Source organism: Halorarius halobius (genome assembly GCF_024298865.1).
In the GTDB taxonomy this organism is placed as follows: Archaea; Halobacteriota; Halobacteria; order Halobacteriales; family Haloarculaceae; genus Halorarius; species Halorarius halobius.
On the sequence record NZ_CP101161.1, the window covers coordinates 3123071 to 3146414 of the forward strand.

Consider the following 23344-nt stretch of genomic DNA (forward strand, 5'->3'; position numbering starts at 1 on the left):
CGATGAGAACACGCGCACTAACACTCACGGCGCTGGTCGTGCTCGCCGCCGTCGTCCCCTTCGTCGGGGGCGTCGCGGCGTCGAGCCACGAGGGAGAGATATCGCTCAACGACACCGAGGTAACACTGAGCGAGGGCGAGTCGGTCGTGCTCGCGGTCAGATACGACACCGCACCGGGAACACAGGGGCCCGAGATATCGGGCATCCAGTTCGAACTCGGGTTCAACGAGTCGGTGCTGAACGCCACGAACCCACAACAGGGGACGTACCTGACGAAGGACGGGGGCGCGGCGTTCATCGCGAGCGCGAGCACCGACAACTCGACCGGCGTGGTCGATTACGGTGAGGCCAGACAGGAGCAGACCGGCGTCACCGGCGCCGGCGACGTGGCGTACGTGGAGTTCATCGCCACGGAGGACACGAGCAAGCCGCTCGGGGCGCTCACGTCGGTGACCTTCGAGACGGTGAAGATCAGCGACCCGAACCAGAACTCGGTCCCGACGCGGGCGGTCAACGCCACCATCGACACGGTCGACCCGACGCCGCCGACAGCGGTGGCGACGGCGAACCTGTCGACAGCGAACGTCTCTGAGGTCGTCGGCTTCGACGCGAGCGACTCGACCGACAACCACCGCATCGACAGCTACGAGTGGGACCTCGACGACGACGGCCAGTACGAGGTCTCGGGCAACGACCCCACCGCCGCGACCGCTTACGACTCGACGGGCACACGGACGGTGACGCTCCGGGTGACCGACGCCGACGGCAACAGCGCAACGGACACGGCGACCGTCGAAATCATCGATGGTCAGCCACCGTCCGCGGCGGTCTCGCCGTCCTCGTCGTCGGTCGAACTCGGGGACGCGGTGACGCTCGACGGGTCGGCGTCCACCGACAACGCCGGTATCGCTTCCTACGAGTGGGACTTCGACGGCGACGGCCAAGTCGACACGACGACACAGTCGCCGTCCGTCGAGCACACGTACGGCGAGACAGGTAGCTACAACGCGAGCCTCACGGTCGTCGACGCCAGCGGCAACGCCGACACCGCGTACGCCGAGGTCACCGTCTCGGACACGACGCCGCCGAGCGTCGCCGTCCAGGCGAACACGACCGAGCAGACGCTCGACGCGCCCGTGGCGTTCAACGCCTCGGGGACGACCGACAACGGTGCGGTCGCCTACTACGAGTGGGACTTCGACGAGGACGGACAGGTCGACGCTAACACCACCTCGGCGACGGTGATGCACACCTTCGGCGCGCGTGGCACGTACAACGTGACGGTGACGGCCACCGACCGTGCGGGCAACAGCGGCTCCGCGACGGCCGCGACCGTGAGCATCGTCGACGGCACCGCGCCGGTGGCCGATGTCGCCGCACCGGACGCGCTCAACGTCTCCGAGGCGGGGACGTTCAACGGCTCCGCCTCCTCGGACAACACCGAAATCGCATCCTACGCGTGGACGTTCGGCGACGGGGCGAACGCGACCGGCGCCACGGTCGACCACACGTACGATGCGCGCGGCGAGTACGAGGTCGCGCTGACGGTCACCGACGTCGACGGCAACACCGACACGGCGACGGCGACCGTCTCCGTCGTCGACGAAGTGCCGCCCTCGGCGTCGGCCAGCGCCAACCGCACGAGCGCCGAACTGAACGTCTCGGTGGTCGGGTTCGACGCCCGGCAGTCGACCGACAACGACGCCGTCGCGGAGTACCGCTGGGACTTCGACGGCGACGGCACCGTCGAGCGGACGACGACCGACGGGACGACGGCGTACGTCTACCCCTCGATGGGGACGTTCACGCCGGCGGTGACGGTGGTCGACGCCAGCGGCAACGCCGACACCGCGACGACGGCCAACGTGACGGTCGCTGACACCATCGCGCCCGACCCGGCGCTGACCGGGCCGACGCCCGCGGTGGTGAACGTCACCTCGACGTTCGACGCCTCCGGCACGACGGACAACGGCGATGTCGTCGAGTACCAATGGGACTTCGACGGCGACGGGACGACGAACGCGACCACGTCGACGCCGACGGCCGACACCGTCTACACGGTGCCCGGTCGGACGCTGACCGTGTCCGTCACCGCGGTCGACGCGGCGGGCAACACCGCGACGGAGACGCTGACGGTGAACACGACGCGTGCGCCCGGCGTCTCGGTCCTCGAACCCGTCGAGGGCGCCTACCGGAGCACGGACAGCCCGCTCGTCACCTACGAGATAGCTAACCGGAACGCCGGCGACGTCGACCACGCGGAGTACCGCGTCGACGACGGCGCCTGGCAGGTCGCGGCCGGAAGCGACACCGAGGACAGCGGTACCGTCACGCTGGAGGGGCTCGCTGACGGGAGCCACACCGTCGAGTTCCGACTCGTCGACGGCGACGGTGGGACGCTACCGTTCGCGTCGGCGACGACCAACCGCACGTTCATCGTCGACACCGTCGCCCCGACCGTCGAACTGGTCGGGCCCGAGCAGGGCCGCGTAATGTACGGTACGAACCTGACGTTCGCGTACGAGGACGCCAGCGACGTGACCGCGACGTTCGCGCGCAACACTTCGGGCGACGCGACCGCCGGCGCCGAGGACACGGTCGTCGCCACCGACGGCTGGCCTGAGGGGCCGACCAGCGTGACGGTGACGGCCACGGACGCGGCGGGCAACCAGGCGAACCGGACGTTCGCGTTCGACTTCGTCTCGCCGCCCGACGTTGACTCGGTCGAGCCGACCAACGGCACGTTGCTCGGCGACTCGACGCCGACAGTGCGGGTCACCTACAGCGACGACGACGTGGCGGGCGACAGCGGCGTCGACCCCGCGTCCGTGTCGCTGGCGGCGAACGGCCAGCCGGTGTCGCTTGAGAACGCGTCGGTGACGCCGACCGCGCTAGAGGTAACGCTCCCCGAACTGGCCGTCTCGGACACCAACGAGCAGACGCTCGTGGTCGGGGTCGCGGACAACGCCTCCCACGCGACGGAGGCGTCGTGGACGTTCACCGTCGACAACCGCGCGCCCCGCATCGAACTGGCCGGCGACCACACCGACCGCGTGAGTACGAACTACCCGGTGGCGCTGTCGGTCGACGTGACCGAGACGCACCCGAACGCCTCGACCGCGCTCGTCCGGAACGCCTCGACAGGGGCGACCGTGGCGACGCTGTCGGACGCTCCGGCCGACGGGAGCGCACTGCTGACGTGGAACGCGACCGACGACACCGGCGACGCCGTCCCGAGCGGCTCCTACGAGGTGGTCGTCGAGAGCACCGACTCGGTCGGCAACGCCGCGACCGAGACGCTCAACGTCTCCGTCGACAACACGCCGCCGACGGTGACGGTGACGGACGTCTCCGGCCCGAACACCGTCGGCGGGACGGTCGTGACGAACGGCACCGCGTCGTTCGCCGCGACGGCCGACGGGACGCCCGGCGAGGCGGCGAACGTCACGTTCGTCCTCTCGGCGCAGTCGCAGAACTTCGAGGTGCCGGTGCCGGCGACGCTCGACAACGGCACCTGGACCGCGACGGCCGACCTCACCTCGCTCCCGGACGACGGGACGTTCGACGTGCGGGCCGTGGCGACCGACCCCGCCCGGAACACCGACACCGCGAGCGCCGGCACCCCGGTCAAACTCGACCGCGTGGCGCCCGCGCTCGGCGTGACGGTCACCCGCGTCGACGACACGACCGCGCGGGTCAACCTCTCGGTGACCAACGGCGACACGCTCGACGGCGACTCCATCGCCGTCCAGTTGCGGACGCCGAACGGCTCCACGAGTAGCCTCGCGGTGTCGCAGGCGAGCCCGACCCGCTACACGGGCACCTTCGAGGTGAATCAGAGCGGGCTCTACAGCGGACTGGCGACCGCCACCGACGAGGCCGGCAACCGCGGCACCGACTCGTTCGGCTCCGTCCTCGAGACGGTGTCGACCGAGAACAAGACCGTGACCGTCTTCGTGGAGCGGTCCGGCTCGTTCGTCCGGTTCAACACGACCGCCGAGGTGAACAACACGTTCGTCACCATCACCGACAGCGCGACCCCGCTCCAGCCGCTGGCCGCCGACCTGCGTGGCGCCCGATTCATCGACGGCCAGCTCGGTACCGCGCTCTCGCAGAACCTCTCGAACGCGACCATCGGCCTCCCGGTCAACGAGTCCGCGCTCCCGTCGGGCGTGACGCCGAGTGCCGTCTCCATCCGGTACTACAACCCGAGCACGGACAGCTGGGAGCTGGAGGACACCCGCATCGCTGAGGTGACGCTCGCCAACGGCGTCACCGACGAGTACTACCTGACGACGGTCGACCACTTCTCGACGTACGGCGCGACCGTCCGCGACGAGACGGCACCGACGCTGACCGCCTCGTCGCCGGCCGACGGCACCGAGTACGCGGCGGCGACCGACGAGGTGACCGCGCGGTTCGAGTACGAGGACAATCTCACCGGCGTCGACGCGAGCGCCGTGAGCGTGTCGTTCGACGGCACCGACGTGACCGACGACGCCGACACGCAGGTGACCAGCGACTACGCGACGTTCACCGCGACGGGTCTCTCGCCCGGCACCAGCCACACGGTGTCGGTGACGGTCGTCGACAACGCCGGCAACAGCGAGACGTTCGACCTGTCGTTCACCGTGACGAACGACAACTCGCCGCCGACGGTGACGCTGGACCCGAGCGACGGGGCCAGCCTCTCGACGTCGAGCCCGACGCTGTCGGCCACCTACTCGGACGCCGCCAGCAGTATCGACACGAGTTCGGTCGAGGTGACGCTCGACGGCCAGACGGTCACGTCCGGCGCGACGGTCACAGCGAGCGAGGTGACGTACGACGCCAGCGGGCTCTCGGACGGCTCGCACACGTTCAGCGTGACCGTCGCCGACACGGTCGGTCAGTCGACGACGGAGACGGCCTCGTTCACCGTCTCGACCGGTGACGGCGGGAGCCCGAGTGGGCCACCGTCGAGTTCCGGCCCGACCAGTCCGAGCGACGACGGCGGCACCGCCGGCGGCGCGGCCGGCACCGCCGGCTCACCCGACATCTCGCAGACGAGCGCCGACGTGAGCACCACGTCGCTGGCCGTCGGCGAGACGGTGACCGTGAGCGCGACCCTCGAGAACGACGGGGACGCGCCCGGCGACGCGACCGTGAGCCTCTCGGTCGACGGCGACTCCGTCGGCGAGAGCCGGACGGTCCGCGTCCCGGCCAACGGCACCGCGACGGCCGTGTTCGGCTACTCGTTCGACGAACCCGGCACCTACACGCTCGCGGTGGGCAACCAGACGGCCGGCACCGTCACCGTCAACGAGGCGGCGACGCCCGAGACGCCGGCCGACACGCCGACGCCGACGGCGACCCCCGCCGACACGGGCGGCGACGAGACGGCGACGCCATCGGCGACGCGGTCCGCTACTCCAACCCGGAGCGGCACGCCGACCGCCGACGGCGGTCCCGGCTTCACGGCCGTCCTCGCGCTGGTCGCAGTGCTCGCCGGTGCGCTCCTGGCGCTCCGCCGAGACTGAGCACGGCGACGCCGTCCCTTCTTTCGTGACTAGGTCGAGGAGTGGCTACGTCAGCGACGGCCAGCGCCGAGGGCCACGACGGCGAGGGCAACGAGCGCCGCGACGGCACCGAGGCCGGGGCCGATGGCGTCGCTCGGCGACTCGGCCGTCGTGCCGGGCGGCACCGCCGTCGGCGTCGCGCTCGGGGACGGCGACGGAGTCAGCGACGCCACGGCAGTCGTCTTCGCGCCCGGTTCGGCGGCGACGGCGAACGTCGACAGCCCAGGCGACCGGGCGGCGAACACGTAACCCGCGTCGGTCGACTCCACGGTGGTCGTGGGTAGCCGGGTCCACCCGTCGCCGGTGAGCCGGTAGAGCCCGGTGCCCTCCGGCCCGGCACCGACCTCCAGGAGTCGCTCGTCGGAGACTGTGAACCGGAAGCGGACGGGGCCGTACTCGCCGCCGGAGACGGAGTGGGAGATGTTGTAGGCCGCCAGCACCGGCGGCTCGGGCCCCTCGAAGCCGGCCGCGTCGGGTGACACCGCGCGCACGGTCGCGTCGAACCGGTCGGCGCTGACTGACCGGACGGTGAGGTCGGTCAGCCTGACGCCGGTACGGTCTCCGACCTCCGTCTCCGGAAGCGACGCGACGACCGTCCCGCCGCCGGTCGCCGAGACGGACACGGTCCCCGGGGCCGACCGGGTCGCAGTCGCTCGAATCACGCCGTCGGACGGGGTGGGTGTGACGGTCGCCGGTGTACCCGCCGGCGCGTCCGACGGGCCAGTCGCCGTTGCCGTCGGGGCTCCGTCCGTCTCCACGTCGACGGTGGCGTTCTCGACGGCGACGGGAACGGCCGAGCCGTTGGGCGCCGCGAGCTTCACCGACGGGAGCGACAGCGCTACCGTCCCGGACGCGTCGGTCGGAACCGTCACGTCCACTTCCGCGAGCACGCCCTCGCCGGTGACGCCAGTCTGCGTGTCTCGGCGACTCTCACCGAACGACACGCGGCCGGCGCTCTCGTTGACCCGGTTAGCAACGACGAACGTGCTGGCGTTCGCCGAGAGGAACCCACCGGGCGTCGCCTGGGTCGCGGCGCCGGCCGACGGGTACGACAGCTCGAACTCCGCGGCGTACACGGACGACTCGGCGTCGATGCGGATGGTCGCAGTCACCGTCTCGCCGGGTGCGGCAGTCGCGGGTGCGTCCACGCTCACCGTCGACGTGGGTGCGGTGCCGGCGGCGACGGCGGGCAGACATAGCGTCACGACGAGGAGTCCGACGGCGAGCGTACGACTGCTCACGGCAACCACCCCCCACCCCGAACGCGGCGACTCGACTCGGACCGTGACCGACCGAGAACAGACATTCGGGCCGGACTGTGGTAGCAATCCGCTTAACGGTGTCGGGACGCTCGGCTATCGAAGCGGGCGCGATGTCGGGTTACAAAACGGAAATGTCGACCTGCCTACCGTTACCGCCGGTAGCGGGCCGCGACGAGCGGCAGGACCGCCAGCAACGCCGTCGCGGGCGGCGCGGCGGTCACGGCCAGTACGGCGACCGGGAGGGCGACCGCGAGCGTCAGCGAGGCGGCCGCGCTGGGGGCGGGTCGAGACTGTTCGTAGTCGGTGCGTCGGGTGCGTGCGTCGTTTCGTTGCATCGTGTGTATGGTGTGGTTGGCATGGTCGTGTGCGGTACCGTCATCGGACGTCGAGGCGCTCGACCTCGGTGACGCCGAACCCGTCGCGCAGTCGCGCGCGGAGTTCGTCGCGGTCGGCCTCCGGCTCGGCATCGAGCGCGAGCCGGGCGGCAACGTCCACGTAGAGGTCGAAGGCGTCGGGGCGCATCCCGTCGATGCGCTCGACCTCGACCTCGCGGACGCAGTCGATCTTGGCTAACACCTGGCGAGCACCGTCGTCGAGGGCGCCGGCCTCACCCCGGGGGACCCGGAGTTCGAGGTCGGCGGCGGCCTCGACTTCTGCCATGTGCACTGACATGGACGCTCCCGGCGCGATTCGAACGCGCGACCCGAACGGGACACCTGTGGCTGACGGGAGTGCTGCGGCTGGTCGGAGGGCGTACCGCCCGGGGTCGGACCAGCGACCGACCCGGGGCGTCACACGGCGGTCACACCGAACCCTACCGTGGCTGTCCGAGACGAGAGGTGGGAGAAACGTGGCGTCCTCCGACCCGTCGCCTCGGTGGCGGCGGGTCACGTGACCCGCCTACGTGGCGGAGGTCGGGGACGCGGTACGGACGTTCCACGTTCCACGACCCACGCCGAGGCCAGCGCTACCGCTTTCCGCAGCGGCGAGCGCCGGAATGTAGGTCGTAGTCTTCATCGTGGAACCTCCGTTCCGTGTTCACCCTGCTCTGCAACCCGATATGTATTAAGTTTTTGGCAGGTATGATACTCGTTACCGAAGGGCCGTAACGGGCTTGACGCGGCCGTTCGTGGCACAGCTATGGACACCGAGTGCGTGGAAACGTTCACCGACGAACAGATGCGTGATTTGGTCGGACTGCTGGAGACGACGCGATGGGCCGCCGACCGCGCGCGCCAGGGCGTCGAGCGGATGGTCGCGCGCACCGACGCCGTCGTCGGCCTCGTCGACCGCGACGCCGACGGCCGGCTGGTCGCGTTCGCCCGCGCGCTGACGGACGGCACCTACCGCGCGTTCGTGTACGACGTGGTGGTCGCGCCCGACTACCGGGACCGGGGGCTGGGCGCTCGCGTCGTCGAGGAACTGCTCGCCCATCCCGCGGTGCGGGACGCCGAGGCGGTCGACCTCTACTGTCAGAAGGAGATGGTCGAGTTCTACGAACAGTGGGCGTTCACCGACGACGTGGGCGGTCTGCGGCTGATGCGCCGGTCGGACTGACCGACGTCTCGCGCATCCGGCAGGCCCACCGGCCGACAACAGCTATGCTCGAAGGCGACGTATCTCGGGCATGAACGCACACGGCGACTCGGCGTGGCTGGAGCGGCGGCGTGCGTCGCTCGACGCCATCCCGCCCGTCGAGCGACGGCTGGAGAACGGCGTCCTGCGCGTGACGCGGCGGTTCCGCGGGCTCACCCCGGCCCAGGCCGTCCGCTATCTCGAACATCTCGGCGGCGTCCAGCGCGGCCCGGCTGAGGTCGTGGGTGAGGACTGGCGCGCCGCGTTCACTACCCGGACGGTGCCGGTCGGCCCCTCGTACCGGCTGACCGAAATCGAGATAACGTGGACCGGACGGCCGGACGTCGTGGACCGGGTCGTCCTCCACTTCCGCCTCAAGGCGTTCCGCGCGCCGGGGTAAGCGGGGGCCGTCGCGCCGTCGGTCGACGGCAGGTCAGTCGACGGCGTCCGTCCGCTCGCGCTCGTCCACCTCTGCGAGGAACTCGCGGACGGCATCGGTGAAGAACCCCGGGTTGTCGAGGTTCGACGCGTGGCCGGCTCCGGGGACGACGAGCATCTCGGCGTCTGGGATGGCCGCACACAGGTAGTCTGCCATGTCGGCCAGAAGCGCCGGTTCGTGCTCGCCGTACAGCACGAGCATCGGTGCGCGTATCGCCGCCGGGTCGAACTCGCCGCGGGCGAACGCCGCCAGCGAGTCGACCACCTTCCGGAGTTCCGCCGGCGCCATCGTCGGCCCCTCCTCGACGAGCCGCTGGACCGTCTCGACGTCGCCCGCCACCCCGGGGGCGAGCAGGTTGCCGACGCGGAGTTTCAGGTAGTTCAGCCGCTTGTAGCTGATGTACGGGCTCACGAGGGCGACCAGTCGGTCGTTCAGAAACAGGAAGCGACCGGCCCACCCGAGCGGCGCGGGCGTGAACGTGTCGGCCAGCACGAGACCCGCCACCCGTTCGGGATGGCGGGCGGCGTACATCTGCGCTATCATCCCGCCCATCGACAGGCCACAGAGCACGGCCCGGTCGACGTCCAGTTCGTCGAGCAGTGCATCGAGGTCGGCGGCGTACAGACCCGCCGAGTACGTCGCCGCCGCGGAGCCACCGGTGCGGCCGTGACCGCGAACGTCGTACGTGACGACCGTGTAGGCGTCGGCCAGTTCCGCTACCTGTGGCGCCCACATCCGGGTGTCCATGATGGCGCCGTGGACGAACACGACGACCGGGCCCTCGCCACGCCGCTCGTAGTACGTTTCGACGCCGTTCGTGTGAACGCATCCCGACTCGACTGCTGAGGCCGGTGTCTCGGGAACGTCGTCTCCGGCGCTGGTCGGGGTCTGCATGCGACCGATAGGCGCGGCGACGAGATAACAGTGCGGCCCCGCGTCGTCCGGCGACGCTACGGCCGCTCGAGGGGAGACCGGAGCCGGTACGCCGACCACCGGAATTCGGCGACCCCCCACGCCAGGAGCGTGCCGCCGAGGGCGGCGCCCAGCAACACGTCGAGGAGGTCGACCCACGGCGGGAGGACGAACAGCAAGCCGTTGGCGACGATGGGCGGGAGCAGTTCGCGGACGAACACCACCGCCTGCATCAGGGGTGACGCCGTGTCGGCGTCGGCGGAGCCCTTGCCGGTGACGGTCCGGGACTCGAGGCCGAGCGAGCGTGCGCTGTGACCGCCCGCGCTCTCGTCGCCCGTCCCGATGCGTTCGGCCTCGTAGGGTGTATCGACGGGGACGCTCCAGACGACCTCCCCCTGTTCATTCACCTCGATGACCCGGTTGCCGTTCGAGTCCGTTATCAGGGTGTGACCGTTCGGGAGGCGGTCGGCGTCCCGGCCCCACTGGAGGGTAGAGTCCTGCCACGTCCACGTGCGGGTCCACGCGCCGCCGTCGGTCCGCTGGTACTCGACGATGCGGTTGTTCTCGGAGTCGGCCACCAGCAGGGCGGGGCCGCCACGCTCGCGGGGGATGTAGTCGGGGTTGTGCTGTTCGTAGAGGACGCCGTACCGGCCGTCGCCCCCGAGCGACCACGACGGCTGGACGCCCTCGCCGGGGTCGATGAACAGGACGGTGTCCTGATTGCGTGCGCTGAGGAGGACCCGGCCGTCGTCGAGATACTCCACGTCGTTGACGTGGGCCCAGTCGGTGGGGAACCGGCCGCCCGACGCCAGCGGGAACCGGTTCTGGACCTGCCACTGCCACTCGATGGTGTCGGTGGTCGTGTCGACGATGAACACGCGGTCCTCGACGCTACCGGCGACGAGCAGGTGGGTCGCGTTGATGCGGTCGACGTCGTGCCAGCCGCCGATGTCGACCGGCCGGGAGGCGTACGAGTAGAGCCGCGTCGTCTCGCCGGTATCGAGGTCGAGCCGCTCGACCACGCTCCGCGAGCAGGGGTCGCCGCGTCCGAGCGCGCTCTCGGCGGCACATTCGTCCGTGAACCACTCGACGGCGACGTACTCGACGGTGCCCGACTCGCCCTCGACGGGGTCGACGTCGAAGTAGTAGTCGTACGTCTCGTTGTAGTAGCGGACGCTTCCGTCCGGCGCGAACGCGACGATGGAGGCGTCGGTCGACTGCCGCGGCGAGGTGGTGACGACGGTGGTGTTCGGCGCCGGTTCGACCGTCGCTCCCTCCTCGTACCGGTCGGTGATGCCGCTCGCGGACGTGGCGTAACTGCCGACCAACGAGAGAGCGAGCAGGACGACGACCGCTCCGAACGTGACCCGGACGTGTCGCGGCTCCATCAGACACGGATTACCAGCCCCCGGCGAAAGTTATCCTCCGTCAAACTACGGGTAGTCGGTGGATACCGTCAGCCGAGTCCGCGTGCCGCCGACCGCCCGGGCCGCTGACTCCCTGGCCGTCAGGGCAACTCGTCCTCGTGGACGAGCGCCTCCTCGTCGAGGTCGGCGGCGGTGTCGTGGCCGGCCAGCCCCATCGTGAGGTCGAACTCCGCGAGGAAGTTCTTCAACACCGTCTCGACACCGTTCGCGCCGTCGAGTGCCAGCCCGTAGATGTAGGGGCGACCCAGCAGGACGGCGTCGGCCCCGAGCGCGAGCGCCTTGATGGCGTGGCTCCCCGTGCGGATGCCCGAATCGAACAGGACGGTCGTCTCGTCGCCCACCGCCTCAACGACGCTGGGGAGCATCTCGACCGCGGCGACTGAGCCGTCGACCTGCCGGCCGCCGTGGTTCGAGACGACGATGCCGTCCGCGCCGTGGACGATTGCCCGCTCGGCGTCCGCCGGGTCGAGGATGCCCTTGACGATGATCGGGAGGTCCGTCTGCTCGCGGAGCCAGTCGAGGTCGTCCCACGTCAGGCCGGCGTCGCCGAACACGTCGAGGAACGTCTGGGCCGCCTGCAGGGTGTTCTCCTCGGGGTCGACGTCCAGCAACTCACGGAACACGGGGTCCGAGAAGTAGTTGGCGAGTCCCTCGCCCTCCAGGAACGGGAGGTAGCCGTTCTGCAGGTCGCGGGGCCGCCAGCCGACCAGCGGCGTGTCGACGGTGACGACGATGGCCTCGTAGCCCGCCTCTTCGGCGCGGTCGAGGAACGACTTCGCCAGGTCGCGGTTCGGCGACCAGTAGAGCTGGAACCACCGGGGCGTGTCCCCCAGTTCCTCGGCTATCTCTTCCATCGTGTACGAGGAGACGGTGGAGACGCACATCGGGACGTTCTGTGCGGCCGCGCCCTCCGCGACCGCGAGTTCGCCGTCGTCGTCGTAGATGGACTGGACGCCGATGGGCGCCAGCAAGGCGGGCACGTCGTACTCGGTGTCGAACAGTTCGACCGAGAGGTCCCGTTCGTCGACGCCCCGGAGCATCTTCGGGAGGATGCGCCAGCGGTCGAACGCCTCGGTGTTGCTCGCCGCGGTCCCCTCCGAGGAGGCCGAGCCCTTCACGTACCCCCACGCCTCTTCGCTCATCGCCTCGAACGCCTCCGATTCGAGTTCCTCGAAGTCGGTCGGGATGTCCGGGTCGATACCCGCCATCCCGTTGACGTATATCTCGGTGATGCGCTGGCGGCCGCGCGTCTCGCTGTCGCTCATGACCGGGAGTACGACGGGCGGCGCAAATAGCTACCGCCGGGCCAGCGTCGTGTTGCGTCGAGTAGCTAGTGTGTCGACACACTACGCTTTTCAGGACGGAGAGCCACGGTGCGACCATGAGCAGCGACCGCATCGACGCCGAGAGCAAGGTGTCGGGCAACCAGGCCAACATCCCCGCCCGCATCCGCCGCGAACTCGACATCGACGACGGCGACCATCTCCGGTGGCACGTCGAGGACGACGGGAGCGTTCGCGTCCACATCGTCCGACAGCAGACCGGAACGTTCGCGGGATTCGACGGCTACGACGGCGAGGCGGCGACCGACGCGACCGCCGACCACGACGCCTGGGGCGTCGATGGCGAGTGAATGCCCCGCGCACTGCTCGACACCTCCGTCCTCTTCGCCGCGGCGTACCGGCGGGACAGCGCCCACGACGACGCACTTCCGATTCTGCGGGGTGTGGACGACGGCTCGTTACCGGAGGCAGTCGTCCTCGACTACGTGCTCGCGGAGACCCTGAACGGGATCGCCACGCACGCTGGACACGAGGCGGCCGTCGACCTCCTCGACCGGGTCGAGGAGAACGCCCGGTTCCACGTCGAGTCGCTCACCGCCGACGCGCTGGCGACCGGGAAGGCGCTGTTTAGACAGCACCGGCCGCTGTCGTTCGTCGACGCGTGTCTCGTCGCGTACATGCACACTGAGGGGCTGGGCTACCTCTACGCGTTCGACGACGACTTCGATGCCGTCGACGAGGTGTACCGCCTGGACACGGCGACGAACCCGTACGACCCGGAATGAGCGCCCGTCACCGCCGGGCCAGCGTCTCGCCCGCCCGCACGCCGTCACCTTCCGCGACGACGAGGTCCGCGCGATCGAACTCGGGGGGAAACACCACGTCCGCCCGCGAGCCGTAGCTGATGTGGCCGACGCGCTCGCCTTTCTCGACCGCGTCGTCGACGTCGACGTACGGGTGGATGCGCCGGGCGAACCAGCCGGCGATGAGCACGAGCGTCCAGTCGTCGCCCTCGACGCGGACGCGCTCGTTGCGGTCCGAGTCCTTCGAGAACGCCGGCTTGTACGCCCCCGGGACGTGCTCGACCGACTCGACGCGCCCGGCACGCGGCGCGCGGTTGACGTGGACCGACAGCGGGCTCATGAACACGCCGACACGCAGGCGGCCGTCCTCCTCGCGGACGACCGAGACGGTGCCGTCGGCCGGCGAGACGACGCCCTCGGCGGTCGGTCGGTCGGGGTCGCGGTGGAACAGGACGGTGGCGACGCCGAGCGCGAACAGCAGGAGGCCGAGCGGCGCGAACAGCAGGGTTGCGGGCACCGCGGCGACGAACAGCGGCGCGGCGAGTCGCCAGGTCCCGGGGGCGAACTCCATACGCCCCGTGGCCGCGGCGCGGGGAAAAGCGCCCCGGTCAGGCGTCGGGGTCGACGTCCTCGCCGGCGTCGCCCGACAGCTCCGAGGTGACCGTCTCGACCGCCGCAACTCCCCCGGGGAGCGCCGCCAGCAGGTCGGCCACCTCCGGTTCGGTGACGGCGACGTGGAGGTTGCCGAACCGCGTCTCCGAATCGACGGTGCCGCCCCGTGACCGAACGGCGTCGACGACCGGCCCCGGGTCGGCGCCGTCGTCGAGACGCACCAGCAGGCTCGTCTCCACCCCGGGCGTCGGGTCCTCGCGCATGGTCCGCACCGCCGGTGAGAGATACATCGTCGGAGGGAGTCGGGCGAGGGGATTGAACCTGTCGGGCGACGAGTGGATGGATTCAAGTCGGACCCGGGGCAGAGTCGAGACGAAATGCCGAACCGAGCGCGTTCCGGCGCGCGACCGACCCCGGAGGACTCGAACCGATGCTAATCGTCGTCTGTGGACTTCCGGGGGCGGGCAAGACGACCGTCTCGGAGGCCATCGCGGACCGACTCGACGCCGTCCGGCTCCGGACCGACGTGGTCCGGAAGGACGTCCTCGCTGACCCGGACTACACGCCGGAGGAGACGCGCCGCGTGTACGCGGAACTGCTCGACCGCGGCCGCGAACGACTCGACGATGGGGAACGGGTCGTGCTCGACGGGACGTTCAAACGTGGCTGGCAACGCAAGGGAGCACGGACCGCCGCGGACGACACCGGCGTCCCGTTCCAACTCGTGCGTGTCGACTGCGACGAGACGACGGTCCGGGAGCGCATCGCCGCCCGCGAGGGCGACGAGAGCGACGCCGACTTCGAGGTCCACCGCATCATCCGCGAGGAGTTCGAACCCCTGCGTCGGGAGCACGCCGTCGTCGACAACTCGGGGAGCCTCGAGGAGACGATGGAGCAGGTGGATGCGCTCGTCGACAGAGCGACGCCGCGCGACTCGCCGGGTATCGAGCAGTAGCGGCCCACACGAACACGTTCGGGACCAGGGTGAACCGCCGTCCCGAACGAGTTCCGCCCATGAGGGGCGAAACGACAGGCGAGTCCGACGCCGACGCACCGTGGCCCCAGCAGTTGCTCGACAGCGAGTGGTTGCTCGCGCTGGCAGCCATCCTCTTTTTCACGCTGTCGTACATCGTGTTGGGGCTCATCGACCTGTTGGCGGTAGCCGGGGGGTGAGCGACGATGGACGAGGACTCGCCGCTGGACGCCCCGACCGGCAACTGGTGGAACCGCGAGGTGAACCGGCGGGAGACGCTCTGGCTCGGCATCAGCGGGGCGTGGGCGATGACGCTGTTCGGGTGGATGCTCGGCTGGACGCAGGCTGGCGAGCAGAACCAGATCGGCCCCACCTACGAGATATCGCCCGACCGCTACCGGCAGAAGGTCCAGTCGTACAAGCAGGAGGCGGGTCGGCTCACCGTCGGCGGTGAGGAACTGCTCGTCCCGTCCGGCGAGGACGTGTACGTCGGCGCCCTCCAGTGGGCGTGGGACGGCCTGCCCGTCGTACTGCGGCCGGGAGAGACGTACAAGTTCCATCTCGGGGCGTACGACGTCCAGCACGGCTTCTCCGTCCGGCAGGAGAACAACCTCAGCCAGCAACTCTCCTTGCAGGTGTTGCCGGGCTACGAGTGGGTCGTCGAGATGTCATTCGACGACCCCGGGACGTACCACGTCGTCTGCAACGAGTTCTGTGGCACAGGCCACCGGTCGATGCACGGCCGGTTCCTCGTGCGCGACTACGACGACGGCGAGGTGCAGGCGGCCGACGCCGGCGGCGACGAGGACGCACCGTACGGCGGCTGGTTCGGCGGCGAGACCGGCGGAGAGACGGCCAACTTCGACGGCTCGACGGCCGACCACACCGGCGAGTCGTCCGTCACAGTCACCGTCGGCGCGGAGGGCAACGGCGGCACCTTCGCGTTCGACCAGCCGGCAGTCGCCGTGTCGCCGGGGACGACGGTCACCTTCGAGTGGGCCTCCGACAGCCACAACGTCGTCGTGGAGAGCCAGCCTGACGGCGCCGGCTGGCAGGGCCACGAGCCGATAGAGAACAGCGGGTTCAGTTTCGAACACACCTTCGAAACCGAGGGGGTCTACACGTACTACTGCCAGCCCCATCTCTCGGTCGGGATGAAGGGCGTCGTGGAGGTGAGATGATATGTTCGGATTTAGCACCTACGAGTACGACGACGACGGTTTCCGGACGTGTGGCGTCACCAGCCTCCGCATCCACGAGAGCGCGGAGGACATGGTGAAACTGTACGGGCTGACCGCCATCGTGGCCCTGCTGGTCGGGGGAATATTCGCGATATTCGTCGCGCTGACCCGCTGGGAACTGGTCGGATTGCTCTCGCCGAGCGACTTCTACCGCTACCTGTCGGTCCACGCGTGGTACCTGCTCATCTTCTGGATGGTGTTCATGGAGATAGCCATCCTCTACGTCGGCGGCTCGTTCGTGCTCGGGCGGCGTCTCGCGCTCCAGTGGCTGTCGAAAGTCGCGTACGCCGTGATGGTCGTCGGTGCTCTCGTCATCACCTACGGTACGTGGACCCAGGAGGTGCCGAACCAGGCGCCGCTTCTGACGTCGTACGCGCCGCTCCCGTCGCCCGCGTCGTTCTACCTCGGCGTCGACCTGTTCCTCCTCGGCGCGCTCGTGGCGGCGGTCCCGTTCCTCGCCACGGTCTGGCGGGAGAAGCGCGAACACCCGTCGAAGACGCTCCCGCTCGTCACGTTCGGGGCGTTCGTCACCTCCATCGTCGCCGCGGAGGCCATCGTCGGCGGGCTCATCACCTACGTGCCGACGCTGTTCTGGCGAATCGGCTGGATAGCGCACATCGACGCCGCGTGGTACCGGCAGATGTACTGGATAATCGGCCACGGGAGCCAGCAGATCAACCTTCTCGCGATGATTACGGTCTGGTACTTCATGACCCACGTCGTCGGCGGCGCGGAGGTCGCCTCCGAGAAGGTGTCGCGGTTCGCGTTCGTCCTCTACCTGTTCTTCATCAACATGGGCGCGGCCCACCACCTGATGTCCGACCCGGCGGTCGGACTGGGCTGGCGGCTCTGGAACACCTCCTACGCGGCGTACGGCGCGGTCGTCGCGTCGATGATTCACGCGTTCGCCATCCCCGCGGGGCTCGAAGCGGGTCGCCGTCGGAAGGGGAAGGGCGGCGGGCTGTTCGGGTGGCTCTGGTCGGCGCCGTGGAAGGACCCCGGATTCTCCGCGACGATTCTCTCCATCATCCTGTTCGGCTTCCTCGGCGGCATCACGGGCGTGATGATGGGGCAGATGCAGCTCAACATGACGTGGCACAACACGCTCGCGGTGCCGGGCCACTTCCACGCGACCGTCGCGACGGGCACGACGCTGGCGTTCATGGGGCTCGGCTACTACGTGATTCGGCTCGTGTTCGGCCGCGAGTGGGTCGGCGGCGTGCTGGCGACGGTCCAGCCGTACATCTACGGCGGCGCGATGGGCATCGTCGCGCTGATGATGATGTACCTCGGCGTGCTGTTCGGCGTGCCGCGTCGCCACCCCACGGTGATGAACATCCCGGGCACGGAGTTCTCGTTCGAACCCGCGGCGCCGTTCTTCGCGGTGTTCGGCGTCACCGCCGTCCTCGCCATCCTCGGGGGCGCGCTGTTCGTCGCCATCGCCGTCGGGTCGCTGCTCGTGGGCGGTGAGTTCACGGGCGACGCCCGCATCGCCGCGCTCCGGGCCGCCGCCGACGGCGGTGAGCGCGGAGCGCGAACCTCGTCGGAGCCTCGCTCCGACGGCGGTGAGCAGGCCGACACCCCCCACCACCAGAGCATGCGCGGCACGTTCGTGTTCACGCTCGTGTTCCTCGCCACGTTCGTCGTCCTGTGGGCGCTGAACTGGCTCCTGCTGTCACAGGTGTGGCAGGTCGGCCCCTGACCATGTTCGGACAGTTGCTCTCGCTGGTGAAGCCACGCATCGTCGCACTGCTGTCGGTGACCGGGCTGTGTGGCCTGTTCGCGGCCGGTGGGGGCCGGCCCCTGCAGGTCGCCGGCTTCCTCGCGGCGGGGGCGCTGGTCGCTGGCGGCGCGGCGGCGCTCAACTGCTGGTACGACCGGGACATCGACCGACATATGGAGCGGACCGCCGACCGGCCGCTCCCGAGCGGCGACCTCTCGTCGCGCGCGGCACTGCTGTTCGCCGTCGGACTGCTGGCCGCCGGCACGGCCGTCGGCGTCGTCACGCTCCCGCTCGCATCGGTCGGCTACATGTGGGCCGGGGTCGCGGCGTACGTCGGTCTCTACACGGTGCTTCTCAAGCGCCGCACCCGCCTGGGCGTCGTCCTCGGTGGCTCCGCGGGGTCGTTCCCCGTCCTCGCGGGGTGGGTCGCCGTCCGGCCGCTGGACCCGGTCGCGCTGGCGGCGGCCGCGCTGGTGTTCGTCTGGACGCCGGCTCACGCCTGGGCGCTCGCCGTCGTCTACCGCGACGACTTCCGGGCCGTGGGCGTCCCGACGCTCCCCGCCGTCACCCCACCCGACCGGACGGCCCGCGTCGTCTGGTACGCCGCCGTCGCGACCGTCGCCAGCGCGGCGGCTCTCGTCCCCGTCACCGGGTCGGTGTACGCCGTCGGTGCCGCCGTGGGGTCGCCGCTGTTCCTGCTGGCGTACTGGCAGTACCGCCGGCAGGCGACCGAGGCGACGGCGGTGCGGGCGTTCTTCACGTCGAACTGCTATCTCGCTGTGCTGTTCCCCGCGTGGGCCGTCGACGGCCTCCTCGCGGCACCCGCGCGGGGGACGCTCGCCGTCACCGCCGTCCTCGCGTTCGCGGCGTTCGCGTGGCTCTGGGCACGACGGCCGAGTCTGCGCGGCGTGCGTGCCGCGCCGTCGTCGCTGGTCGACGGCGTCGTGAGCGCCGGCCGGGCGGCCCACGCCGGCACCGTCGGCAGGGTGTCGGGCGGCGCCGCCCGCGTCAGGGAGCGCATCCGCGGTGAGACACGATGACGGCGACCGAAGGCGGGACCGCGTCGCCGGTCGAACTGGCCGCCCGAAGCGTCAGGAGCCTCTGGAACACCCTGCTGACGGTGTACTACGCGAACAGCCTCTCGTGGCGTGCGCTCAAGAGCGGGGCCCTGCTGTTCTTCGGGTTCTTCCTCTGGGCCGGGTCGAACGTCGTCCGGTCGTACTTCCCGGACCTGTGGTTCCTCAGATTCACGGCGAGTTACGGCTTCGTCCTCGTCGTCTACGGCCCGTTCCACCACCTCGTCGTCATCCCCGTCTACCAGCGACTCCGCAGGCAGGGACGACATCTCTCGCTGGGGAGCCACCTCCACCTGCCGAACGCCAGTCTCGCGGTGTTCCTCGCGCTCGTCGTCCTGCTGGGCACGTTCCCCATCGCCCCGATGACCATCGACTTCCGGTCGTCGCTCGGGGACGGCGGCCCCGACATCACGCCGGACCTCACCTGCGTGAAGGGCACCGCCGGCAACGGGACGACGACGGTCCACTGCCACCTCACGGAGTCGGCCGGCGTCGACCGGGTGGTCGTCGAGAGCGGCGACCGGCGGCTCACCGTCGACGAGGAACCCCCCTACGAGTTCACTGTCCTCGCCGACGACATGCAGGCGGTGACCGGGACCAAACGGTTCCGCGTTGACCTGCTCGCGGAGGACGGCACCCTCGTCCGGCGGTTCACGCGGAGCCTCCCGATGATAGACGAAGGATAGGGCGGCCGGGCATCGTCGGCAGAGGGGAACGGCCCCGACGCAAATCGGTCGCTGGACGGGTACGCCGTGACGACGCGAAGAAGTGCTCCGTCAGGGATTTGAACCCTGGTCCTTGCCGTGAGAGGGCAAGATGATTGGCCGGACTACACCAACGGAGCGCATCCTATCGTTGCGGAGGTTGGTGTATAACGGTTGCGCTTCGGCATCGCTGTGGGGTGATTCCGCACGGTCTCGGCGGGGACCTGTTCCCGAACCGGAAACTTATGCCCCGTGGTGCGCTGTCGCTTCCTGAGAGGCCTCGGGCAAGCCCCCGGGAGCCACCGTCCCTCATGTCCCCCCGCATCGCTCTCGACAGCCGACTCGTGGCGATGGCGGTGCTGGTCGCGCTACTCGTGGCCGGCATCGGCGTCGCCGCCATCTCGGTCGCCGGGCCGTCGGCGGACAGCCCTGCAGACCCCGCCAGTGCCGCGAACGCGACGACGGACCTCGCTCCCCTCCACGCGTCGGGCCTCACCGGCGAGGGCGTGGACGTGGCCGTCGTCGGCGTGACGGGGTTCGACACCGACCATCCGGCGCTGGCCGGGCGGGTCGCGACCGCACGGGCGTTCGCCGACCGCGAGACGCCGGCCAACGGCGGCCGGAACGACCACGGGACGGCCGCGGCGTCGCTGGTCGCCCGCACGGCCCCCGACGCTGACCTGTATCTCGCCACGTTCGACACCGCGCCGGAGTTCCAGCAAGCGGTCGCGTGGGCGCTCGGGCAGGACGTCGACGTCGTGGTCGCTCCGGTCGCGTTCTACGGGGCGCCCGGCGACGGCTCCTCGGCGGTCTCGGCGGCGGCCGCGCTCGCGGCGGACAACGGCGCGCTGTTCGTCGCCTCCGCGGGCAACCTCGGGCGAAGCCACTGGAGCGGGACGTTCAGCCCGGGAACGGACGGCCGCCACCAGTTCCCCGACGGCCCCCGCAACTACCTGCTCGACGGCGAGAGTCGGCGGCTGGAACTGTGGCTGTCGGCCCCGGAGCGACCGGCGCCGGGGAACATCACGCTCGAACTCCACCGCGTCGAGGGGACCACGACCCGGCTGGTCGCACGCTCGAAGCCGTACAGTGGCGACGACCTGCCGAACGAGCGCATCGTCGCCCGGGTCGACCCCGCGGGGACGTACTACGTCGTCGTCCGCGGGCCGACCGAGCGGGCGGGCACCCGCATCGCGGTGTCCTCGCCGACCCACCGCTTCCAGTTCCGCGAGCGTGCGGGCAGTATCGTCGCACCCGCGACGGCGGACGCGGCGCTGGCGGTCGGCGCCTACGACCCGACCGACGACCGAGTCGAACCGTTCAGCTCCGCCGGCCCGACGACCGACGGCCGGCGCGGCGTCGACGTCGTCGCCCCGGACCGACTGCGTGCGGCCGGCGAGCCCGGCGGGCTCGTCGGCTCCTCGGCGGCGGCCCCCTACGCCGCCGGTGTGGCCGCGCTCGCGCTGGAGGCGAATCCGGAGCAGTCGCCGGAGGCGCTTGCGGCGACGCTCCAGCGGACGGCTCGCGACGCCGGCCCTGAGGGGCCCGACCCCGTCGCCGGGCACGGCCTCGTCGCCCCACAGCGGGCGGTCGACGCCGCCGGAAACGCCAGCACCGACCACTCAAGCCGAGATTTGAGCTACGGACAGGGCTTACTACGCGGTGGTCCAACCGGTGAGTAACAGGATGGCGAGCCCGATAGAGCGTCTCCAGAACCGGACCGCGACGCCCGACGAGCGTGCCCGGGTGCTCGAGATGGCCGACGACGACACCGACGAGGTGCTCGATGCTCTCTCGTCGGACACGCGCCGGCACGTCGTCCGCGCGCTGTTCGAGGAGCCGGCGACCGCCTCAGAACTGGCTGACAGTCTCGACACCTCCGTCCAGAACCTCCACTACCACCTCACCGAACTGGAGGAGGTCGGGCTGGTCGAGCCCATCGACACCGCCTACTCCGAGAAGGGCAACGAGATGACCGTCTACGGCCCGGCGAGCGACCCGCTCGTGTTTGTCGGCGACGACGACCGGTTCCCGCTCGTCGAGCGGTCGCTGGGCAACGTCGTCGGCGGGCTGGCGTTGCTGGCCGGCGCGAGCCTCCTGGTCCAGTGGGGCGCCGAGCGACTGCTCCGACCGGCCATCGCCGGAGGGAGTGCGGGCCCGTCGAGCTACGGGCCGCTCGACCCCTCGACGACGGGGACGCCGGCCTGGCTCGTGTTCGAGGTGCTGGAACCCGGCGTCGTCTTCTTCGCCGGCTGTCTGTGCATCGCGGCAGTCGTCGCACTGACGCTTTCCGACTGACGCACGTCGGCGACGCGTCTCTACGGGCCGTCGCGTCGGCCGTCGTTCGAGAGCTCCGGCGATACCGATGGCGGCCGGCGTCAGTCGCCGCCGCCGGTGCGAACGCGGGCGAGGCTCCCGACGACCAGTGCCGCGAGCGCGAGCCACGCGGCGAGCGAGCCGTCGCCGTCAGTGGGAGTCGACGCTCCCGTGGTCGATGGAGACGGGGGCGACGGCGACGGGCTAGGCTCCGTCCCGGTGCCCGGGTCGGTGTGTGGCGTCGGCGTCGACGGCCGCTCCGGCGTCACCGTCGCCGTGGGCGAGGGAGGCGTCGGTGAGCCGTGGCCGTCGCCACAGTCGACTGCACCCACGCAGTGTGCGCCCACTGACTCGAACGCGTTGCCGGTCGCCGCTCCACCGGACGCCGCACCGCTGGCGTCGATGGCCGCGTTGGTCACCTGAACGAACGTCGACCCCCTGACGCTCCACGCGCCGGTCGATTCGCCGGCGAACACGGCGGTTCCCTCGGGCCGTGGCGGCATCAGAAAGTCGTACCGCTCGGACTCGCTGAGGTTGTGGAACCGGGTGTCGACGACGCTCCAGTTGCCGCTGGTCTCGTAGGCGCTCACGCCGGTGACGCCGTTGCGAACCGTCGAGTCGACGATGGTCCAGTCGCCGCTGGCGTTCTGGACCGTGACGGCGACCAGCAACGCGTCGTCGCGTTCGACGCCCGCCGCTCCGGCGACGGTGACGTTCCGGAGCGTCCACGCGCCGGTCGTCGACTCGAGTTCGAACGCCGTCTCCACGTCGCGGGCGACGCTGTCCTCGACGACCCAGTCGCCGTCCGCGTTGATGGCGGTGACGGCGCTCGAGGCGTTCCGGACCGTGACGTTCTCCACGCGCCAGTCGCCCCGCGACGACATCGCCATGACGCCGCCGCTGAGCGGCCCTTCGAACGTGGTGTTCCGGACGACCCAGTCGCCGGTCGTGTTCCAGCCGACGACGCCGTAGAAGAACCCGGAGACGGTGAATCCCGAGACGACCGGCGCCGCGTGACTGCCGCTTTCGACCCGGAACGCGACGTCGCTGGCCGACTCGCCGGCCCCGGGACCGGGACCGGTGACCGTCGCGCCGTCCGGGGCGACGACGGTGACGTTGTCGTCGAGGCGAACGCCGCCGTCGTAGGTGCCCGGCCGGACGCGGACGGTGTCGCCGTCGCTCGCGTTTCCGACTGCGGCCGCGATGGTCGCGTAGTCGGCGTCTCCGTCGTCGTCGACGACAAGCACGTCGCCGCTCGCGGCCGCCGGTGCGGCGACCAGGCCACAGCAGACGAGCGCGGCCACCAGCAGTCCGACGGCGCGGGCCGTGGCTCTCACGGGCCGTCCCTCCGCGAGCTGGTCGGCGGTCGTTCGGTACGATTCGACTGTCGGTGACGTGTCTGTGTGAACATCTGTCGGGGAGGAGTTCGCGTGGTCGTCT

The 23344-nt window shown here is 70.4% G+C and carries 22 protein-coding genes and 1 tRNA gene; 13 read left to right on the plus strand and 10 right to left on the minus strand.

From position 1 onward, the window contains the following. Positions 1 to 2: 2 nt before the first annotated feature. Positions 3 to 5519, plus strand: coding sequence for a PKD domain-containing protein (locus NL112_RS16710; protein WP_255149988.1), 5517 nt, complete (start codon positions 3 to 5; stop codon positions 5517 to 5519). Between the two features lie 50 nt (positions 5520 to 5569). On the opposite strand, the gene NL112_RS16715 is transcribed toward NL112_RS16710, so the two are convergent. From NL112_RS16715 to NL112_RS16725, 3 genes are all read right to left on the minus strand, one after another. Further along, positions 5570 to 6799 (minus strand): cohesin domain-containing protein, encoded by a 1230-nt coding sequence (locus NL112_RS16715; RefSeq protein WP_255149989.1) that lies wholly within the window; start codon positions 6797 to 6799, stop codon positions 5570 to 5572. A gap of 170 nt (positions 6800 to 6969) precedes the next feature. Continuing rightward, positions 6970 to 7155 (minus strand): hypothetical protein, encoded by a 186-nt coding sequence (locus tag NL112_RS16720; RefSeq protein ID WP_255149990.1) that lies wholly within the window; start codon positions 7153 to 7155, stop codon positions 6970 to 6972. A 40-nt stretch (positions 7156 to 7195) separates the two neighbouring features. Further along, on the minus strand, positions 7196 to 7492 hold the full coding sequence (locus NL112_RS16725; protein WP_255149991.1) for a hypothetical protein: 297 nt from the start codon (positions 7490 to 7492) through the stop codon (positions 7196 to 7198). 468 nt (positions 7493 to 7960) lie between these two features. Here NL112_RS16725 and NL112_RS16730 point away from each other — a divergent pair, with 468 nt between their 5' ends. After that, the gene (locus NL112_RS16730; RefSeq protein ID WP_255149992.1) at positions 7961 to 8377 is read left to right on the plus strand and encodes a GNAT family N-acetyltransferase; all 417 of its coding nucleotides are present in this window, start codon (positions 7961 to 7963) and stop codon (positions 8375 to 8377) included. A 70-nt stretch (positions 8378 to 8447) separates the two neighbouring features. Next, positions 8448 to 8795 (plus strand): MoaD-like domain-containing protein, encoded by a 348-nt coding sequence (locus tag NL112_RS16735; protein WP_255149993.1) that lies wholly within the window; start codon positions 8448 to 8450, stop codon positions 8793 to 8795. A 33-nt stretch (positions 8796 to 8828) separates the two neighbouring features. Here the strand turns inward: NL112_RS16735 and NL112_RS16740 are convergent, their stop codons facing one another. The 3 genes from NL112_RS16740 to NL112_RS16750 form a co-directional block, all read right to left on the minus strand. Next, positions 8829 to 9728 (minus strand): alpha/beta fold hydrolase, encoded by a 900-nt coding sequence (locus tag NL112_RS16740; protein WP_255149994.1) that lies wholly within the window; start codon positions 9726 to 9728, stop codon positions 8829 to 8831. Positions 9729 to 9784: 56 nt separating this feature from the next. Continuing rightward, complete coding sequence (locus NL112_RS16745; RefSeq protein ID WP_255149995.1) at positions 9785 to 11134, minus strand: arylsulfotransferase family protein; 1350 nt, start codon at positions 11132 to 11134, stop codon at positions 9785 to 9787. Between the two features lie 119 nt (positions 11135 to 11253). After that, a complete protein-coding gene (locus tag NL112_RS16750) occupies positions 11254 to 12438 on the minus strand; it encodes a lactate 2-monooxygenase (protein WP_255149996.1) in 1185 nt (394 codons plus the stop codon). A 116-nt stretch (positions 12439 to 12554) separates the two neighbouring features. Here NL112_RS16750 and NL112_RS16755 point away from each other — a divergent pair, with 116 nt between their 5' ends. Beyond that, positions 12555 to 12806, plus strand: a complete 252-nt coding sequence (locus tag NL112_RS16755; protein WP_255149997.1) for an AbrB/MazE/SpoVT family DNA-binding domain-containing protein — start codon at positions 12555 to 12557, stop codon at positions 12804 to 12806. Then, positions 12807 to 13241: a PIN domain-containing protein gene (locus tag NL112_RS16760; protein ID WP_255149998.1), complete on the plus strand. Its 435-nt coding sequence runs from the start codon at positions 12807 to 12809 to the stop codon at positions 13239 to 13241. It abuts the gene before it with no gap. Between the two features lie 7 nt (positions 13242 to 13248). On the opposite strand, the gene NL112_RS16765 is transcribed toward NL112_RS16760, so the two are convergent. Both NL112_RS16765 and NL112_RS16770 read right to left on the minus strand, forming a co-directional pair. Beyond that, on the minus strand, positions 13249 to 13830 hold the full coding sequence (locus NL112_RS16765) for a protein sorting system archaetidylserine decarboxylase (protein ID WP_255149999.1): 582 nt from the start codon (positions 13828 to 13830) through the stop codon (positions 13249 to 13251). A 37-nt stretch (positions 13831 to 13867) separates the two neighbouring features. Further along, positions 13868 to 14161, minus strand: coding sequence for a hypothetical protein (locus NL112_RS16770; RefSeq protein ID WP_255150000.1), 294 nt, complete (start codon positions 14159 to 14161; stop codon positions 13868 to 13870). A gap of 140 nt (positions 14162 to 14301) precedes the next feature. On the opposite strand from NL112_RS16770, the gene NL112_RS16775 reads away from it, so the two are divergent. The 6 genes from NL112_RS16775 to NL112_RS16800 are packed head-to-tail and all read left to right on the plus strand — an operon-like array spanning position 14302 to position 19570. Continuing rightward, positions 14302 to 14826, plus strand: coding sequence for a P-loop nucleotide/nucleoside kinase family protein (locus NL112_RS16775; RefSeq protein ID WP_255150001.1), 525 nt, complete (start codon positions 14302 to 14304; stop codon positions 14824 to 14826). Between the two features lie 59 nt (positions 14827 to 14885). Then, positions 14886 to 15044: a hypothetical protein gene (locus tag NL112_RS16780; RefSeq protein WP_255150002.1), complete on the plus strand. Its 159-nt coding sequence runs from the start codon at positions 14886 to 14888 to the stop codon at positions 15042 to 15044. A gap of 6 nt (positions 15045 to 15050) precedes the next feature. Next, positions 15051 to 16025 carry a halocyanin domain-containing protein gene (locus tag NL112_RS16785; protein ID WP_255150003.1) on the plus strand — a complete coding sequence of 325 codons (975 nt, stop codon included), beginning with the start codon at positions 15051 to 15053 and terminating at the stop codon, positions 16023 to 16025. A gap of 1 nt (position 16026) precedes the next feature. Next, positions 16027 to 17787, plus strand: a complete 1761-nt coding sequence (locus NL112_RS16790; protein ID WP_255150004.1) for a cytochrome c oxidase subunit I — start codon at positions 16027 to 16029, stop codon at positions 17785 to 17787. 2 nt (positions 17788 to 17789) lie between these two features. Continuing rightward, positions 17790 to 18848: a heme o synthase gene (cyoE, locus tag NL112_RS16795; protein WP_255150005.1), complete on the plus strand. Its 1059-nt coding sequence runs from the start codon at positions 17790 to 17792 to the stop codon at positions 18846 to 18848. Beyond that, positions 18845 to 19570 (plus strand): hypothetical protein, encoded by a 726-nt coding sequence (locus tag NL112_RS16800; RefSeq protein WP_255150006.1) that lies wholly within the window; start codon positions 18845 to 18847, stop codon positions 19568 to 19570. Before cyoE ends, NL112_RS16800 begins: the two co-directional genes overlap by 4 nt. 83 nt (positions 19571 to 19653) lie before the next feature. Here the strand turns inward: NL112_RS16800 and NL112_RS16805 are convergent. Next, positions 19654 to 19728 (minus strand) — tRNA-Glu (locus NL112_RS16805). A gap of 171 nt (positions 19729 to 19899) precedes the next feature. On the opposite strand from NL112_RS16805, the gene NL112_RS16810 reads away from it, so the two are divergent. Continuing rightward, a complete protein-coding gene (locus NL112_RS16810; RefSeq protein WP_255150007.1) occupies positions 19900 to 21270 on the plus strand; it encodes a S8 family serine peptidase in 1371 nt (456 codons plus the stop codon). Between the two features lie 4 nt (positions 21271 to 21274). Next, entirely contained in the window at positions 21275 to 21886 is a 612-nt protein-coding gene (locus NL112_RS16815; RefSeq protein WP_255150008.1) for an ArsR/SmtB family transcription factor, read from the plus strand. A gap of 80 nt (positions 21887 to 21966) precedes the next feature. Here NL112_RS16815 and NL112_RS16820 read toward each other — a convergent pair whose 3' ends face one another. Next, positions 21967 to 23241 (minus strand): right-handed parallel beta-helix repeat-containing protein, encoded by a 1275-nt coding sequence (locus tag NL112_RS16820; protein ID WP_255150009.1) that lies wholly within the window; start codon positions 23239 to 23241, stop codon positions 21967 to 21969. Between the last annotated feature and the right edge of the window lie 103 nt (positions 23242 to 23344).